Origin of the sequence: Nioella sp., assembly GCF_965215655.1 — a bacterium.
Classification (GTDB): Bacteria; Pseudomonadota; Alphaproteobacteria; order Rhodobacterales; family Rhodobacteraceae; genus Nioella.
Map to the genome: position 1 here is coordinate 1,217,529 of NZ_OZ244111.1, position 16,297 is coordinate 1,233,825.

The 16,297-nt window shown below is 62.1% G+C and carries 15 protein-coding genes; 11 read left to right on the forward strand and 4 right to left on the reverse strand.

All coding sequences use genetic code 11. From position 1 onward, the window contains the following. Positions 1–17 precede the first annotated feature (17 nt). From ACOOEX_RS06280 to ACOOEX_RS06305, 6 genes are all read left to right on the forward strand, one after another. On the forward strand, positions 18–881 hold the full coding sequence (locus tag ACOOEX_RS06280; RefSeq protein WP_420397619.1) for a Hint domain-containing protein: 864 nt from the start codon (positions 18–20) through the stop codon (positions 879–881). A 105-nt stretch (positions 882–986) separates the two neighbouring features. Beyond that, a complete protein-coding gene (locus ACOOEX_RS06285) occupies positions 987–2,780 on the forward strand; it encodes a Hint domain-containing protein (protein ID WP_420397620.1) in 1,794 nt (597 codons plus the stop codon). Positions 2,781–3,411: 631 nt separating this feature from the next. Then, positions 3,412–5,664 (forward strand): Hint domain-containing protein, encoded by a 2,253-nt coding sequence (locus tag ACOOEX_RS06290; RefSeq protein ID WP_420397621.1) that lies wholly within the window; start codon positions 3,412–3,414, stop codon positions 5,662–5,664. 149 nt (positions 5,665–5,813) lie between these two features. Next, on the forward strand, positions 5,814–6,191 hold the full coding sequence (locus tag ACOOEX_RS06295) for an NADH:ubiquinone oxidoreductase subunit NDUFA12 (RefSeq protein WP_306046549.1): 378 nt from the start codon (positions 5,814–5,816) through the stop codon (positions 6,189–6,191). Positions 6,192–6,214: 23 nt separating this feature from the next. Next, the gene (gene mlaD / locus ACOOEX_RS06300) at positions 6,215–6,661 is read left to right on the forward strand and encodes an outer membrane lipid asymmetry maintenance protein MlaD (protein WP_420397622.1); all 447 of its coding nucleotides are present in this window, start codon (positions 6,215–6,217) and stop codon (positions 6,659–6,661) included. Next, positions 6,658–7,083, forward strand: coding sequence for a DUF2155 domain-containing protein (locus ACOOEX_RS06305; protein ID WP_420397623.1), 426 nt, complete (start codon positions 6,658–6,660; stop codon positions 7,081–7,083). The genes mlaD and ACOOEX_RS06305 overlap by 4 nt, the downstream gene beginning before the upstream one ends. Here the strand turns inward: ACOOEX_RS06305 and aat are convergent. Then, positions 7,026–7,691 (reverse strand): leucyl/phenylalanyl-tRNA--protein transferase, encoded by a 666-nt coding sequence (gene aat, locus ACOOEX_RS06310; protein ID WP_420397624.1) that lies wholly within the window; start codon positions 7,689–7,691, stop codon positions 7,026–7,028. The two genes, ACOOEX_RS06305 and aat, sit on opposite strands and share 58 nt — an antisense overlap. 221 nt (positions 7,692–7,912) lie before the next feature. Between aat and ACOOEX_RS06315 the strand changes: the two genes are divergently transcribed. Then, positions 7,913–8,911, forward strand: coding sequence for an agmatine deiminase family protein (locus ACOOEX_RS06315; protein WP_420397625.1), 999 nt, complete (start codon positions 7,913–7,915; stop codon positions 8,909–8,911). Positions 8,912–9,040: 129 nt separating this feature from the next. Then, entirely contained in the window at positions 9,041–9,526 is a 486-nt protein-coding gene (locus ACOOEX_RS06320; RefSeq protein WP_420397626.1) for a GNAT family N-acetyltransferase, read from the forward strand. 198 nt (positions 9,527–9,724) lie between these two features. Here the strand turns inward: ACOOEX_RS06320 and accC are convergent, their stop codons facing one another. Together accC and accB are read right to left on the reverse strand one after the other, a co-directional pair. Beyond that, positions 9,725–11,074 carry an acetyl-CoA carboxylase biotin carboxylase subunit gene (accC, locus tag ACOOEX_RS06325; protein ID WP_420397627.1) on the reverse strand — a complete coding sequence of 450 codons (1,350 nt, stop codon included), beginning with the start codon at positions 11,072–11,074 and terminating at the stop codon, positions 9,725–9,727. An 11-nt stretch (positions 11,075–11,085) separates the two neighbouring features. Continuing rightward, the gene (accB, locus tag ACOOEX_RS06330) at positions 11,086–11,586 is read right to left on the reverse strand and encodes an acetyl-CoA carboxylase biotin carboxyl carrier protein (RefSeq protein WP_420397628.1); all 501 of its coding nucleotides are present in this window, start codon (positions 11,584–11,586) and stop codon (positions 11,086–11,088) included. Positions 11,587–11,866: 280 nt separating this feature from the next. Between accB and ACOOEX_RS06335 the strand changes: the two genes are divergently transcribed. Genes ACOOEX_RS06335 through preA form a run of 3 tightly spaced genes read left to right on the forward strand, consistent with a single transcriptional unit; the run spans position 11,867 to position 14,933 of the window. Continuing rightward, positions 11,867–13,204: an NAD(P)-dependent oxidoreductase gene (locus ACOOEX_RS06335; RefSeq protein WP_420397629.1), complete on the forward strand. Its 1,338-nt coding sequence runs from the start codon at positions 11,867–11,869 to the stop codon at positions 13,202–13,204. After that, a complete protein-coding gene (locus ACOOEX_RS06340; protein ID WP_420397630.1) occupies positions 13,201–13,593 on the forward strand; it encodes a hypothetical protein in 393 nt (130 codons plus the stop codon). The genes ACOOEX_RS06335 and ACOOEX_RS06340 overlap by 4 nt, the downstream gene beginning before the upstream one ends. A gap of 35 nt (positions 13,594–13,628) precedes the next feature. Then, positions 13,629–14,933, forward strand: coding sequence for an NAD-dependent dihydropyrimidine dehydrogenase subunit PreA (gene preA, locus ACOOEX_RS06345; protein ID WP_420397631.1), 1,305 nt, complete (start codon positions 13,629–13,631; stop codon positions 14,931–14,933). A gap of 121 nt (positions 14,934–15,054) precedes the next feature. Here preA and ACOOEX_RS06350 read toward each other — a convergent pair whose 3' ends face one another. Next, a complete protein-coding gene (locus tag ACOOEX_RS06350; RefSeq protein WP_420397632.1) occupies positions 15,055–16,260 on the reverse strand; it encodes a PLP-dependent aminotransferase family protein in 1,206 nt (401 codons plus the stop codon). Between the last annotated feature and the right edge of the window lie 37 nt (positions 16,261–16,297).

Genomic DNA, 16,297 nt, shown 5'->3' on the forward strand with positions numbered 1-16,297 from the left:
AACGAGTGGGGCTTGAGATGGCTGCTGAGTCTTTTGCGTTTTCCTATGTTGTGTCATCGGGATCGGTCGGGGGGCCTTTGACGCTTTTGGGTCCCTTCGGAAATACCGCTGACATTTTCGAACAGGACACCAACCCAAACGACGGAACCGTTGCCGTTGGCGATGACGTGTTTTGGGACGGGGGCACCTTCAAGGTTCTTGGTATTACGTCTGCTGGCGAGCCGATCATTCAGCCTGATGGCGGTGGCTTTATCCGCGTGCTGTCAAATAATGGCGCGCTCTCGTCGGTCGGAAGCTCGGTCAGTGCCTATGCTTTGTGCTTTCTGGCAGGAACAGAGATTTCCACTCCTTGCGGTCGCCGCGCGGTGGAAGCCTTGGAGATCGGAGATCCGATTCTGACGGCGTCGGGCGGGACGGTGCCTGTCAAATGGATCGGCCGCCAGACGGTTTTTGCCCGCTTCGGGCCTGCCGAACGGCTGATGCCGGTGCGCTTTGCCGCCGGGTCTCTGGGCGCGGGCCTGCCGCAGTCGGATCTGACCGTGACCGCCGATCACGGGATGCTGGTCGATGGCGTCATCTGCCACGCGGGGGCGCTGGTGAACGGGGCGACGATCACCCGCGTGCCTTTGGAGGAGATGGGAGAGACTTACACCGTTTACCACATCGAAACGGAAGAGCACGAGATCATCCTCGCCAACGGGGCGCCCGCCGAGACCTTCATCGACAATGTATCCCGCCGGGTGTTCGACAATTACGCGGAGTTCGAGGCGCTCTACGGCGACGTTCCCGAGATGGAAGAGCTGCCTTACCCCCGCGCGATGTCCGCGCGGCAGGTGCCAAAAGGTATCTTCATGCGCCTATTGCAACCAGAGGTCGCCTGAGAGCGATCTCGACCCGCCGCGACAACGCAGATTGACCGGCAGTTTGAGCGCGTGATACCGCTGTTGGAATTGGGTTTCTGTTAGCTCTGACCACGGGGGAATTTGGTGCTGGAGATTGTCAACACAGGCACCACCGATCTGGTGCATCTGACCGCTGTTCAGGTGAAGTGGTCCGGCGTTCACATCGGCGGCGGCATCTATTTCAGCGCCAATCACTTCCCTTCGGCAGGCGGGTCCCACACGGCAACACCGCAGCAGGGCCTGCCCGGCGCGGCAGAGAGCCACGCAACGACGGAGTATGACTTTACTCTGCCGTCCGGGGGGGCCCCCTGGACGGCCTACCGGGAAGATCTTGACGGCGACGGCACCCCGGAAACGGTTCTCGCCGGGTTCGACATCAGCCTGCAGGTGGGGGATCCCTTGGTCTCCACGGGGGCATTCTACGACGGTCCCGCCGCGCCGATGCTGATCGCCAACGATCCAAATGACCTGTCCGGCAATGTGGTGATCACCGGCTATCCCGAGGAGGATAACTCGCTCAACAACACCGCGGGCGTCCTGCACCAGACCACCGGCACCCTCGCCGCCGGCGACTATACCGAGCAGAACGTCAGCGGGGATATCGGGGGCTACTACACCGTGGAGGGGGCCGAACCCGTTGGCGGCATGAGCGGCGGAGGCACCTTCCTGAGCTTCGATCCGAGCGGAGCAGGGGCGTCCCAGTCCTACCTGATCGGCGTTGTGGTGCGCGGGGGCGAACATACCAACCCCGGCGGGGTTGTGACCGGCACCTATGCGGAGTCCTCCAGCCTGTCGCCCCATTACGCCGAACTTGCCGCCGCGATCGAGTCCCTGTCCGGGGCGGACGCGCGGACCGCCGACGACTTTGCCCGCATGGTGCTGATGTCCGCACAGTCAGCCGGGTCGTCCCTGACAACCGTCAATGGCCAGTTCTTCCACGAAGACATCTTTGGCGGGGTGAACAACGACACGCTTCTGGGCAATGGCGGCAATGACAGCATCTTCGGGCGGGACGGGGCAGATACGGTCAATGGCGGCGATGGCGACGATACGTTGTCGGGTGGAACTGGCGCTGACCTGTTCAGTGGGTTTGGCGGTGGGGCAACCGACCGGATCACGGATTTCAGTGCCGGTGAAGGGGACATCGTCGATCTGTCATCGCTCTTCAGCGACTTCTCCGAATTGCTTGCAGCCGCCGCTGAGCAAGGGGATGGATCTTTGCTGATCACTTTGCCGGCGGGGAAGGGCGGCGGGTCCCTCGTGATGGAAGGCACCAGCTTGTCGGACCTGACCGCTGCGAACACCAACCTCGTCTGCTTCTGTGCGGGGACACGGATTGCAACGCCGGACGGGCCACGCGCGATCGAAGAGCTTGGGATCGGCGACCGGGTTCTGACCGTTGATGCGCAGTCCATCCCGATCAAATGGATCGGGCGGCAGACGGTCATGACCCGCTTCGGACCTGCCGAACGGCTGATGCCGGTGCGGTTTGCCGCCGGGTCATTGGGCGAGGGCCTGCCGACCGCTGACCTGACCGTCACTGCCGACCACGGAATGCTGGTCGAGAGTGTCATCTGCCATGCCGGGGCACTGGTCAACGGGACGACCATCACCCGCGTGCCTTTGGCCGAGATGGGCGAGACCTACACGGTCTATCACATTGAGACCGAGGAACATGAAATCATCCTGGCCAACGGTGCGCCTGCCGAGACGTTTATCGACAATGTCAGCCGACGGGTGTTCGACAACTACGCCGAGTTCGAGGCGCTTTATGGCGATGTGCCCGAGATGGAAGAACTGCCCTATCCCCGTGCCATGAGCGCACGGCAGGTGCCCGAGGTGATCGTGCGTCGATGCCGGATGTCCCTGGCTTGCTGATTTCTTTTGCAGGCCAAGGTGCCTGTGCCGCCAGTTATCTGCCATAAGCCTAGCGTTAATCATTTTTTGGCGACAGGGGTGGATCTTGTTGCTAACCTCTCCGGACAACAACAAAGCCGGATAAGGCTGCACTGCGGCCTAACAGGAAGATAATAGTTGTGTATTTGGCCATTTCTGCTCGCATCAGGGGGGGGCAGGCCGAAAGAGCGGATAAGGGTAAAGCGTGATTTTATGCGTCGGGCATTGGTCAGGAAAACAGATACCATCGGTTCGGCCCCGTTTGGGTCAATCCGTAAGATCGGACAAGGGCTTGGGGTGCTACGCGCCGTCACTGCCCTTGCGCTGGTGCTCGTGATGTCTGCGCCTTCGTCCCAGGCTTTGCCCGCTGATCCTTTGCGCCCATTCGATGCGGAAACCTGCGACGAAGCAAGGGCGCGCCTGCATGAAGCCCGTCAGGGCAGCCCTCTCATCTCAGAACAGGAAAACGCCGAGGCCCTGCGCCTTGCGCAAGAACAGGTTCTTCGTTTGTGCGGAACAGATGCTGAGCCAACAGAACATCAAGACGCGCCGGCAGGCGAAGACTAATCGGGAGGTTTTTTAGGGCATGTGTATTGCTTGCGATTTTTTTACTGTGAACAACACGCAGGACGGGTGTACTTTTTCAGATCTGACCGGTGGCGGCGATGGTGGCAATTCCTTTGTTCTGGCGCTTGGCAACACGTTTACCGAGGCGGCCGATGCAGCCGCAAGCACCAGTACATCGGCATCGATGGAAGTCGGGGATTACTATCACGGGTCCATTAGTGGGGGTGGTGATATCTCGGACTGGATTGCAGTCGAGCTGACTGCGGGTCAGGAATATACAATCGCCCTCGCTGGAACCGGTGCGCTGACTGACAACCTGCGCGACCCGCTGCTGACCATCCGCGACAGCTCTGGCACCAGCGTGCAGTCGAATGACGACATCTCCAGCCCTAGTGGCTACTACTACAGCACGGTGACTTTCACGGCCGGGTCCACCGACACCTACTACATAGACGTGCAGTCTTTCGACAATCTCTTCGACGGAGATTATGGTGTTTCAGTGGTTGAAGGCGATACCGCCAGCTACGATGCGCAGATGGGTGCGGGAATGCTGCTGTCGCCGAACGCGTCCTGGTCCACCTCTCCCGGCACCGGGGCGACCGTGACCTGGGCCATTCGTGACACACTGGTCGACGATCCTGCAAATCCTGGCAACAATACCTCCGCTGCGGTTTCGGCCAGCCAGGTCGCGGCAATTACCGATGCGATGGACTATATCGAGAGTATCACCGGATTGACCCTGAACCAGATCGACGATGGCAGCGGGACATCTGACAACGCCACGATCTTGTTTGGTGCCTATAATTTCAGTGACGGGCGCGGAGCCTATGCGTCCTATCCTGACGACTGGGGTGATGGCACCCCGGACACCGCGTCGGGGGACGCTGCTGGTGACATCTGGCTGAACAAAGCAGGCGGCATGGATGGAAGCTATGCGTTCGGCAATTTCGCGCATTTCGCACTGCTGCACGAACTTGGCCATGCCCTCGGCCTTGCCCATCCCGGCCCCTATAATGCGGGCGGCGGCGGCTCGATCACCTATGCCAATAATGCGGAGTTCATGCAGGACTCGCATCAATACACGATCATGAGCTATTTCGACGAGACCAATACCGGCGCGTCTGCCGGGTTGGGATATTCCGACACGTTCATGCTCTTCGACTATTTGGCCTTGCATCAGCTTTATGGGGCCGACACCTCGTTCCACGCCGGTGCCACCACCTATGGCTTCAACTCAACTCTCGCCTCGACGGCATATGATTTCCACGCCAACACAACGCCGTTTCTGACAATCTATGATGGTGGTGGGACCGACACGATTGATCTGTCGGGCTACTCTTCGGCCCAGACCCTGAACCTTACGGAGGGGACATTCTCCGATATCGGTGGCTTCGTCGGCAATATGTCGATCGCCTATGGCGCGGTGATCGAGAATGCGATCGGCGGCATTGGCGACGATACGATCACAGGGAACTCGGCGGCCAACACGATCACGGGCGGGACAGGGGCCGACACGATCAACGCCGGCGACGGGGATGACACGATCAACGCTCTGATCGGCGCGGATGAGGTGAATATCACCGCAACTGCAGGGTCCAGCATCACGGCCAATGGCAACGCATTGGCCACGCTGAACATCCACGATCCCGCCGCGACCATCCTGAATGCGACAACGATCCAGACATCCAACGGCGCGACCATCACACATAGCGGATTTACCAGCGTTCAGATCGTTTGTTTTGCAGAGGGCAGCCTGATTGCAACGCCGGACGGGGAAACCCCGGTTGAACAGCTACAGGCAGGTGATCTGGTCGTGACGCTGGAAGGCGACTATGCCCGCGTTAAATGGATGGGTCGGCAAACGGTCGTGACCCGCTTCGGCCCTGCAGAACGGCTGATGCCCGTGCGCTTTGCCGCCGGATCGCTTGGCGATGGCCTGCCGACCGCTGATCTGACCGTCACTGCCGACCACGGCATGCTGATCGAGGGTGTCATCTGCCATGCCGGGGCCTTGGTGAACGGGACGACCATCACCCGCGTGCCACTGTCTGAGATGGGCGAGACCTACACGGTCTATCACATCGAGACCGAGGAACATGAAATCATCCTCGCCAACGGCGCCCCCGCCGAGACCTTCATCGACAACGTCTCCCGTCGCGCCTTCGACAATTACGCCGAGTTCGAGGCTCTCTATGGCGACGTGCCCGAGATGGAGGAACTGCCCTATCCCCGCGCGATGTCCGCAAGGCAGGTTCCGGCCGCGATCCGGGCGCGGCTGTCTGGAAAGGCCGCGGCTTGATCAAAGGGGTGGGCAGAACTGCCCACCCTACGCGCGGTGTCGCAACGCCGTCCCCCGCCCGCGACACCCATCCGCAGGGTTTCACGCTGGACCTTGCCCCGCAGATGCGGCATTAGTCTCTCAACGCGTATCTTGCCGGAGGCACAGCCATGCTCTCTTTCCTCAACCGTCTGGTGACCTGGTGGAACGGGTCGACCATCGGCACCCAGATCTACACCAAACGCAATGGCCAGAAAGTGGGTGAGGACGATCAGGGCAACACCTATTACCAGACACGCGACGGCAAGCGCCGGTGGGTCATGTTCAACGGTGAAGCGGAGGCAAGCCGTGTCAGCCCCGATTGGCATGGTTGGCTGCATCACACCTATGACGAGTCGCCCGCCGACCGCCCGCTGGCCCACAAGGCCTGGGAAAAGCCGCACCAGCCCAACCTGACCGGCACCATGGCCGCTTATGCGCCCTCGGGCTCTCTGCGTCAGGCCCAACCTGCCGAGCGCCGCGACTACGAGGCCTGGAGCCCCGAATAAGCCTGAGGGGCGGGAGGCATCCGATGTCCGAGAATGCGACAGAAGTTCTGGTTGGCGGGGTTGTTCTGGCCGCCGCGATCGGGTTTTTCGTCTATGCCGGGCAGGTGACCGGATTTGAAAACGGCGGCGACAGCTATCCGCTCAGCGCCTCGTTCCGATCTGCCGACGGGATCGGCGTGGGCACCGATGTGCGCCTTGCCGGTGTGCGGGTGGGCTCCGTCACCGGGCTGGAACTGAACCCCGTCACATTCCGCGCCGATGTGGATTTCACCGTGGCGGGTGGTATCGAGATCCCAGACGACACTCAGGCCATCATCGCATCCGAGGGGCTGCTTGGCGGCAATTTCCTCGAGCTGGTGCCGGGTGGGTCAGCCTTCAACCTGGCCCCCGGGGACGAGGTTTACGAGACCCAGAGCGCGGTCAGCCTGACGACGCTGATCCTGCGTGCCGTGGGTGGCGGCGACGAATGATCCTTCGCGCCCTTGCCCTGGCCTTTTTGATGCCCGCAACGGCCTTTGCACAGGAAGGCGTTGAACTCACCATCGAGCCCAATCCGAATGTGGATGCCGGCCCGCCGGTGGTAACCGCCCCCGGCGCGCTGCTGCGCGGGCTGGATAAATCCGTGGGCCGCGCCACGGATATCGAACTGGCCACCGGTCAGACCGTGGTGTTCGGGCGGATCGCCGTGCGCCTGCTGGAATGCCGCTATCCCGAAGGCGCGCCGGGGTCAGAGGCCTATGCCCATGTGCAGATCACCGACCTTGAAGGGCAGGGGCTGTTTGACGGCTGGATGATTGCCACCTCGCCCGCCCTGTCGGCACTGGAACACCCGCGCTATGATGTCTGGGTTCTGCGGTGCAACACGGCCTCGGGCGACACCCAGGACGGCTGAGCCTTGAAATTCGCGTCCCAATGCAGCGCGCGTTCCAGCCGCTTGCGATAGTCGCTGCGCGGGATTTCCACCGCCCCGAGCGAGATCAGGTGATCGGTCACGAATTGGGTATCGAACAGCTGAAACCCGCCATAGCGCAGCCGGTAGACCAGATAGGCCAGAGCGATCTTGGAGGCGTCCCTGCGGCGCGAGAACATGCTTTCCCCGAAAAACGCCGCCCCAAGCGCCACACCATAGACGCCGCCCACCAGATCCGGGCCGTCCCAGACCTCCAGCGAATGGGCAAAGCCTGCCAGGTGAAGTTGTTCATAGAGATCGAAGATGCGCGGGTTGATCCAGGTTTCCGCCCGGTCGGCGCAGCCCGCAACGGTGCCGGTGAAATCACTGTCCACCTTGATCTGATAGGGCTCTCGCCGGATCGTTCGGGCCAGCGAGCGGGAAATGCGAAATCCGTTCAGCGGAATGATCCCCCGCATCTGCGGATCGACCCAGAACACATCCGGATCATCGCGCGATTCCGACATCGGGAAGATCCCAGCCGAATAGGCGCGCAGCAGCAGATCGGGCGTAAGCGTCGGGCGCTGCGGGGTCAGAAGGTCATGGGCCATTGAGGTCGAATTCCGGTGCCGGGTCAGATATTCAGACTAGCGCAGATCGCCGCAAAAATGCCAGAATTGCCTTGCGGACATTGTGTTTCCAAATCGCCCATGCCTTTGGCGTTATTGGCACTTGTGATTTCTGAACGAGGGATTGGAGTGGGATGAGACGGCGGCATTTTTTGCAATGCGCGGGCGGGGCCGCCCTTCTTACGGGCCTGCCGGGGGGCATCATGGCAGACGAGACATTGCTGAACGTCCCGGCGGAAGAGGCGCCCCATCAGCGGACCTTCATGCAATGGCCGAACAGCCGCGAGGTCTATGATGACGCAGGTTTCCTGCGCGTGACGCAAGCCACCATTGCCGAGATTGCCAACACGATTGCCGCGTTCGAGCCGGTCACGATGCTGGCCGCAGAGGAGCATCACCAACGGATCGGGCGGATGGTCTCGGGCGATGTGGAACTGTGGGATATCCCAACCGAGGATCTGTGGTGCCGCGATGCCGGGCCGCTTTTTGCGCGCCGGCCTGGCGGGTCGCTTGTCGTCAGTCACCTGCAATTCAATGGCTGGGGCAACAAGCAGGTCGATACCCAAGACAGCCAGATCGCCACCCGCGTGGCCGAGCGGCTCGGCCTGCCGGTGGTCCCGTCAGGTCTGGTGGGCGAGGCAGGGGGTGTGGACCATGACGGGCACGGGCTGCTCATTGGCCATGAAAGCAGTTGGGTGATCGACAACCGCAATCCCGGCCTGTCCCGCAACGAGATCGAGGCGCGATTGCTGGCGGCCTATGGGGCCACACGGATGATCTGGGCACCGGGTCTGCGCGGGCAGGACATCACTGATTACCACATCGACAGCCTTGCCCGCTTTACCGGGCCCAACCGGGTGTTGATCAACCTGCCCGATGAACCCGATGAGAGCGATCCGTTCCACATGGCCGCGCTCGAAACCCATGACGCGCTGATCGCGGGCGGGGTGGAGGTCGAGGTGATCCCCGAACCTTGGGAACGGCGGGTGGATAGCCTCGATTTCGTGGCCTCCTACGCCAATTACTATGTCTGCAACGGCGCAGTGATCGCGGCGGAGTTCGGCGACGAAGAAACCGACGAGATCGCGCGAGAGGCGCTGGCGCGCCACTATCCGGGCCGCGAGGTGGTGACGCTGAATGTCGATCCTTTGGGCGAGCTAGGCGGTGGCATCCATTGCGCCACGCAGCAGATGCCGGCGTGATGGGCGGCCTGAAGCGCGAAGTCGTCAATCCTGCGCCATGCACGAATCTCTTCTTATCCGCACGCTTTCGGGCCGCGAGACATCCTTGGATCGCTTTGCTAAGCTCCTTTGAGCAATGCGGAGAACTCAATGAACAGGTTTAGAAACGCCCTGCGCACCGATGCGGATATTTGCTTCGAAATTGAGACTTCTGCGTACGAAGGTGACGAAGCTGCGACACACGCCAAGATATGCAAGCGGATCGAGACTTACCCCGAGGGTTTTCTGGTTCTTGAAGTGGGTGGGACGGTTGTTGGCTTCATCAATAGCGGGTGCGCGCATGAGGTCCAGATGTCCGATGAGAACTTCAAGGAGCTTATCGGCCATGATCCTGATGCGCCGAATGTCGTCATTTTGTCCGTAGTCGTGGCGCCTTCTGAACAAGGCAAGGGCTATTCACGAATAATGATGGATGAGTTTGTCCGGCGCATGAAGAAGATGAGCAAGGCGACAATCCATCTAATGTGCAAAAAACATCATGTTCCGCTCTACGAGAAGTTTGGCTACGGCAATCCGAGACCCTCTGCCTCCGATCACGGAGGAATGGCATGGCATGAAATGAGCATGAGTCTTTGAGCCGAAGCTTTTTCACCAGCAGGCCCCTTGATCCTTCAAAGAAAACAACAGCTTGTGTCCCGCAAGGCGGTCACCTGAGCATTTGGGTTGGCCTACGCATTCCCTGTGCTTGACAGGACCAAATCCGTTGATCAACACGTCAAACAAGAAAGGCCGCCCGTTTAGGGGGCGGCCTTTTCTGCAGTCAGAGCGCAGGTGTTACCCCTGCATGTTGGTCTCCAGCCATTTTTCCAGCCAGTGGATGTTGTAATCCCCGGTCAGAACGGCCTCTTCCTCCAGCAGCGCGTGGAAGAGCGGGATGGTGGTGTCCACCCCGTCGATGATCAGCTCGCCTAATGCGCGTTTCAGGCGCGACAGCGCCTCTGGCCGGTCACGACCGTGAACGATGAGCTTGCCGATCAGGCTGTCGTAATAGGGTGGGATCGAATAGCCGGTATAAAGCGCCGAATCCATCCGCACGCCAAGCCCGCCGGGGGCGTGAAACTGGGTGATCTTGCCGGGGCAGGGGGTGAAGTTCGGCAGCTTCTCGGCATTGATCCGAACCTCGATGGAATGGCCCTCGACCTGCAGATCCTCTTGGCTGAAGGACATGGGCAGCCCTTCGGCCACGCGGATCTGTTCGCGCACCAGATCGACGCCAAAGATGCCTTCGGTCACCGGGTGTTCAACCTGCAGGCGGGTGTTCATCTCGATGAAGTAGAACTCGCCGTTTTCATAGAGGAATTCGATCGTGCCCGCGCCCTCATAGCCGATGGCCGCAATGGCGTCGGCACAGGTCTTGCCGATCCGCGCACGGGTTTCAGCGTCGATGGCGGGGCCGGGGGCCTCTTCGAAAACCTTCTGGTGGCGGCGTTGCAGGGAACAATCGCGTTCGCCCAGATGGACCGCGCCACCCTTGCCGTCGCCGAAAACCTGCACCTCGATATGGCGGGGCGCACCGAGATATTTCTCGATATAGACCTCGTCATTGCCAAACGCGGCCTTGCCTTCGGAGCGCGCGGTACGGAAGGCGTTGTCCAGCTCTGCCGCCGATTTCGCCAGCTTCATGCCGCGCCCGCCGCCGCCGGCGGTGGCCTTGATGATGACGGGATAGCCGATCTCCTCGGCCACCTTGCGGGCGGTGTCGAGGTCCGGCACGCCGCCATCGGACCCCGGCACGCAAGGGACGCCCAGGTTCTTCATAGTGTCCTTGGCGGTGATCTTGTCGCCCATGATGCTGATATGTTCAGCCGAGGGGCCGATGAACTTGATGCCGTGATCTTCCACGATCTGCACGAAGTTCTGGTTTTCCGACAGGAAGCCATAGCCGGGATGGATCGCCTCCGCCCCGGTGATTTCACAGGCGGAGATGACCGAGGCGACGTTCAGATAGCTCTGCGCGCCCGAGGGCGGGCCGATGCAGATCGCCTCATCCGCCATGCGCACATGCATCGCGTCGCTGTCGGCGGTGGAATGCACGGCTACGGTCTGGATGCCCATCTCGCGCGCGGCGCGGATCACGCGGAGCGCAATCTCGCCGCGGTTGGCAATGAGAATCTTGGAAAACATGCGCGACCCCATCAGGCGATGATCATCAGGGGTGTGCCGAATTCGACCGGGTCGCCGTCACCCACCAGGATGCGCGTGACCTTGCCAGCACGGGGGGAAGGGATCTGGTTCATCGTCTTCATCGCCTCGACGATCATCAGGGTCTGACCCTCTGCGACCGTGTCACCGACGCTGACAAAGGCGGGGCTGCCGGGTTCGGCCTGAAGGTAGGCGGTGCCGACCATGGGCGAGGTGACCGCGCCGGGGTCTTGCGCCGGGTCGCCAGAGGAGGGTGCGGCGGCAGGGGCAGCGGCTGGCGTGGCGGCGGGGGCAGGGGCGGCAGCGGGCGCGGGGGCCGAAACGGCGACAGGCGCGGGGGCGGCCATGATGCTCTGCTTGCTGACGCGGACATTCAGGCTGTCATTGTCGCCATATTCGCGCATGACCTCCAACTCGGTCAGTTCATTCTGGGCCAGCAGTTCCGCCAGCGCCTTGATGAAGGCCACGTCCCCGTCATGTGTCTTGTTCGCCATCTCTGCCCTCGGATGTTCTGGCGGGGAGGTCCCCGCGCGGATGATCATGTTCGGGGCTATATACGCCTTCCCCAAGGGGCTGAAAAGCCAAACCGGATGCGAAAACGGCCCGGTTCTGTGCAAAGCGGCGTCTCGAATGCCTGGAATTGAAGCCTCTGCGCAGGAAAATGACGAATCTGGCCAGATTTTCGCACTATTCAATTTTTTACCACTTGATCAAAAATCGGACCTGTGTCAGCGTTTCCTCAAAAGAACAAGCCATTCGATCAGGGAGGCACCCATGACGAACAGCCCGTTTACCCCGGGACTCGCGTCCGGCCGTCTAGCGGCCGAAGACTACGCATCCAATTTCGGCGACCTGCATGACCCGCTGGACGATCACGAGGCATTGGTAGCGGCGGATCGCTGTTACTTCTGCCATGACGCGCCCTGCATGACGGCCTGCCCGACGGATATCGACATTCCGCTCTTCATCCGCCAGATCGCCACCGGCACGCCGGAGGCGGCGGCGCGCACGATCCTGTCTCAGAACATCCTGGGCGGCATGTGCGCGCGCGTCTGCCCGACCGAAACGCTGTGCGAGGAGGTCTGCGTGCGCGAAGTGGCTGAAGGCAAGCCGGTCATCATCGGCCAGCTGCAGCGCTACGCCACCGACAAGCTGATGGAGGCAGGCGTTCACCCCTTCACCCGCGAAGCAGCCACCGGCAAGAAAGTGGCCGTTGTGGGGGCTGGCCCCGCGGGCCTGTCCTGTGCGCACCGTCTGGCGATGAAGGGCCATGACGTCGATCTGTTCGACGCGCGGCCCAAGGGCGGCGGGCTCAACGAATACGGCATCGCGGCCTACAAGACGGTGAACGGGTTTGCCAGCGCAGAGGTGGACTGGCTGATGCAGATCGGGGGCATCACGCTCCATACCGGCAAGGCTCTTGGCAAGGATCTGAGCCTCGATGCGCTGAAAGCCGACTATGACGCTGTGTTCCTCGGCATGGGGCTTGGCGGTGTCAATGCCCTGCGCGCCGAAGGTGAGGACAAGAGCGGCGTGTCCGATGCCGTTGATTTCATTTCCGATTTGCGCCAGTCCGAGGATCTCTCCTCCCTCCCTGTCGGGCGCAATGTGGTGGTGATCGGCGGTGGCATGACCGCCGTCGACGCCGCCGTGCAATCGAAGCTTCTGGGCGCGGAAAACGTGACGATCCTCTACCGCCGCAGCCGCGCCGAAATGCCCGCCAGCCGGTTCGAACAGGATCTTGCGGCCTCCAAGGGCGTGCGTCTGGTGTTCAACGCCAAACCCGTGCGCGTCACCGGCAATGGCGCGGCGCAAGCGCTGGAGGCGGAATATACGGTGTCCGGCCCCGACGGGCTGACAGGCACGGGCGAAACCTTCACCATCCCCGCCGACCAGGTGCTGAAAGCCATCGGCCAGACGCTGGAGGGTGCACCGGACGCGCTGACCATCGAGGGCGGCAAGATCGCCGTCACCGGGCCGGGCCGCACCAGCGTGGCCGGGGTCTGGGCCGGGGGCGACTGCGCCTCGGGGGGCGAAGACCTGACGGTGACCGCCGTGGCGGAGGGCCGCGATGCGGCAGAAGACATCCATGCGAGCCTGACGGGCGCATGATGCGGGCGGCGGTCCTCTCCCTGGCCGTCTGGCCCGCTGCCGCCGGGGCGACCGGCGGAGCTGCGCCCGTGGCGGGGATGGGCCCATATTGCGACCCGGAAACGGGGCAGGAGGTGTTCTCACTGACCGCCGAAGGCCTTTTCGAGCCGCCGCAGACCCTCTGCCGCTTTCGTGCGCCGCTGGCCGAAGACCTCACCTATGAGGGCGAGGTGGCGTGCGAAACCCCGCTGTTCATGGACCCCGCCGCTCCCAACACGCCCTCTGACATCATCCAGTCCGGCTACCGATTGTCCCTGCGGCCGGGCGAAGCGACCGGAACGCTGATCTACCGCCACGATGACGCGGCCCCGGTTGAAACCCTGCATTGCCACGCGGTCTGGCCCAACTAGCCGACCGCCCGGCCTGACACCAAGGAGGACGCCAAATGGCTGATCTCACGACGAATTTCATCGGCATCAAAAGCCCTAACCCGTTCTGGCTGGCCTCGGCACCGCCCACGGACAAGGAATACAACGTCCGCCGCGCATTCGAGGCCGGATGGGGCGGCGTGGTCTGGAAGACCCTGGGCGAAGAAGGCCCGCCGGTCGTGAACGTCAACGGCCCCCGCTACGGCGCGATCTGGGGGGCGGATCGGCGTCTGTTGGGGCTCAACAATATCGAGCTGATCACCGACCGCCCGCTTGAGGTGAACCTCGAAGAAATGACCCGCGTGAAGAAGGATTACCCTGACCGCGCGCTCATCGCCTCGCTGATGGTGCCGGTGAACGAGGACAGCTGGAAGGCGATCCTCGACCGGGTGATCGAAACCGGCTGCGACGGGGTGGAGCTGAACTTCGGCTGTCCCCACGGGATGAGCGAACGCGGCATGGGCAGCGCCGTGGGGCAGGTGCCCGAATATGTCGGCCAGGTCACCGAATGGTGCAAGAAGCATTCCGACCTGCCGGTGATCGTGAAGCTGACGCCCAACATCACCGATATCCGCAAACCCGCACAGGCGGCGAAGGATGGCGGCGCGGATGCGGTTTCGCTGATCAACACGATCAACTCGATCACCTCGGTCGATCTCGACCTCTTCGCGCCGGAACCCACCATCGACGGAAAGGGTGCCCATGGCGGCTATTGCGGTCCGGCGGTGAAGCCGATTGCGCTCAATATGGTTGCCGAAATCTCGCGGTCTCCGTCCCTGCAAGGCCTGCCGATCTCCGGCATCGGCGGCGTCACCACATGGCGCGATGCAGCAGAGTTCATGGCGCTTGGTGCGGGCAATGTGCAGGTCTGTACGGCGGCGATGACCTACGGGTTCAAGATCGTTCAGGAAATGATCTCGGGTCTGTCGCAATATATGGACGAAAAGGGCTTCACCTCGACTTCCGAGCTTGTGGGCCGTGCGGTGCCGAACTGTTCCGACTGGCAGCACCTCAACCTCAATTACATCACCAAGGCCCGGATCGACCAGGATGCCTGCATCAAGTGTGGCCGTTGCTATGCGGCCTGCGAGGACACCAGCCATCAGGCGATCACCATGTCCGAGGACCGGGTCTTCGATGTCGATGACAGCGAATGCGTGGCCTGCAACCTGTGCGTGAATGTCTGCCCGGTCGAGGGCTGCATCACCATGGAACAGCTCGCCCCCGGCACGGTGGATGAACGCACCGGCAAGGTCGTTGAAGAGGAATATGCCAACTGGACGACGCATCCGAACAACCCTGGAAGCTGCGCCGCCGAGTAAGGGCATTGTGAGCGGGAAAGGCGTTTCGAAACGCCTTTCTCACGCGGTTTCGAAACCGCGTCACAAGCGCATTCGAATGCGCTTTTCCCAAGCCGCTTCGAAGCGGATTCCCCGCGTGGGCTCAGATGCCGCGAAGAAGCGCCCCGAGCCGGCTCATCCCGTCCTCGATCATCGCGCCATCCGCGCAAGAAAACGCCAGCCGCAGAGTGTTCTCGCCCGATCCATCCGCATGAAACGCGCGTCCCGGCACGAAGGCGAGGTTCTTTTCCTCGATCGCGCGGGCCAGCAGATCGCCCGCATCCATCCCTCGCGGCAGGGTCAGCCAGATGAACATGCCCCCCTCGGGCCGGGTCCATTCCACACCTTCCGGCATATGCCGGGCCAAGGCGTCGAGCATCGCATCGCGCCGCGCCCCGTAGGCATCACGAATTCTGTCCACATGGGTGCCGAAACAGGCCTCCGCCACTTTGTGAATGGCCATCTGGTTGATCGTTGCGCTGTGCAGATCGGCGGCCTGTTTCATCAGCACAAGCTGTTGGATCACCGGGCTCGCCGCTACTACCCAACCCACACGAAGACCGGGCGACAAGGTCTTGGAAAAGCTGCCACAATAGACGGTACGGCAGGCTTCCAGATCGCCTTTCCGGGCCAGTTCCAGCGCCAGGATCGGCGGCACCGGATCGCCATCATAGCGCAAGCTTTGATAGGCGGCGTCCTCCAGCACCATGCAATCCAACTCCTCGGCCAGATCGAGCAGCTTTTCGCGTCCTTCGCGGTCCACGGTTTCGCCCGTGGGATTGGCGAAATCGGGTGAGAGATAGAGAAACTTCACTTTCCCACCTTCAGCCTCCGCCGCTGCGCGATAGTCTTCGGCAGCCCGGTTGGTGCGGATATGCAGCCGGTCATAGCGCGGCTCATAGGCGTTGAACGCCCCGAGCGCGCCCATATAGGTCGGCCAGCCCACAAGGGCGGTATCGCCGGGCGACAGCATCAGCTTGCCGAGGTAGTCCAGGGCCTGCTGCGAGCCGCTGGTGATCAGCACGTTTTCCGGCCCGCACGGAACGCCGATCTTTGCCATTTCCCCTGCAATCCAGCGTCGGAGCGGCAGATAGCCCTCGGACACGGAATATTGCAAGGCCTGGTTGGGGGCCTCGTCCAGCACCTGACCATAGGCGGCGGCGAACTCCGCCTTGGGAAACAGTGCCGCGTCCGGGATGCCGCCCGCAAACGACAGGATGCCGGGCCGGTCGAGCAGCTTGAGCAACTCCCGGATTTCCGAGGCCTTCATGCGGGTTGTGCGGGTGGCGAAGCGCTGCGCGAGACTCATGGGCGGGATCCTCCTCGACGGGGGAGCCTACGCGTGC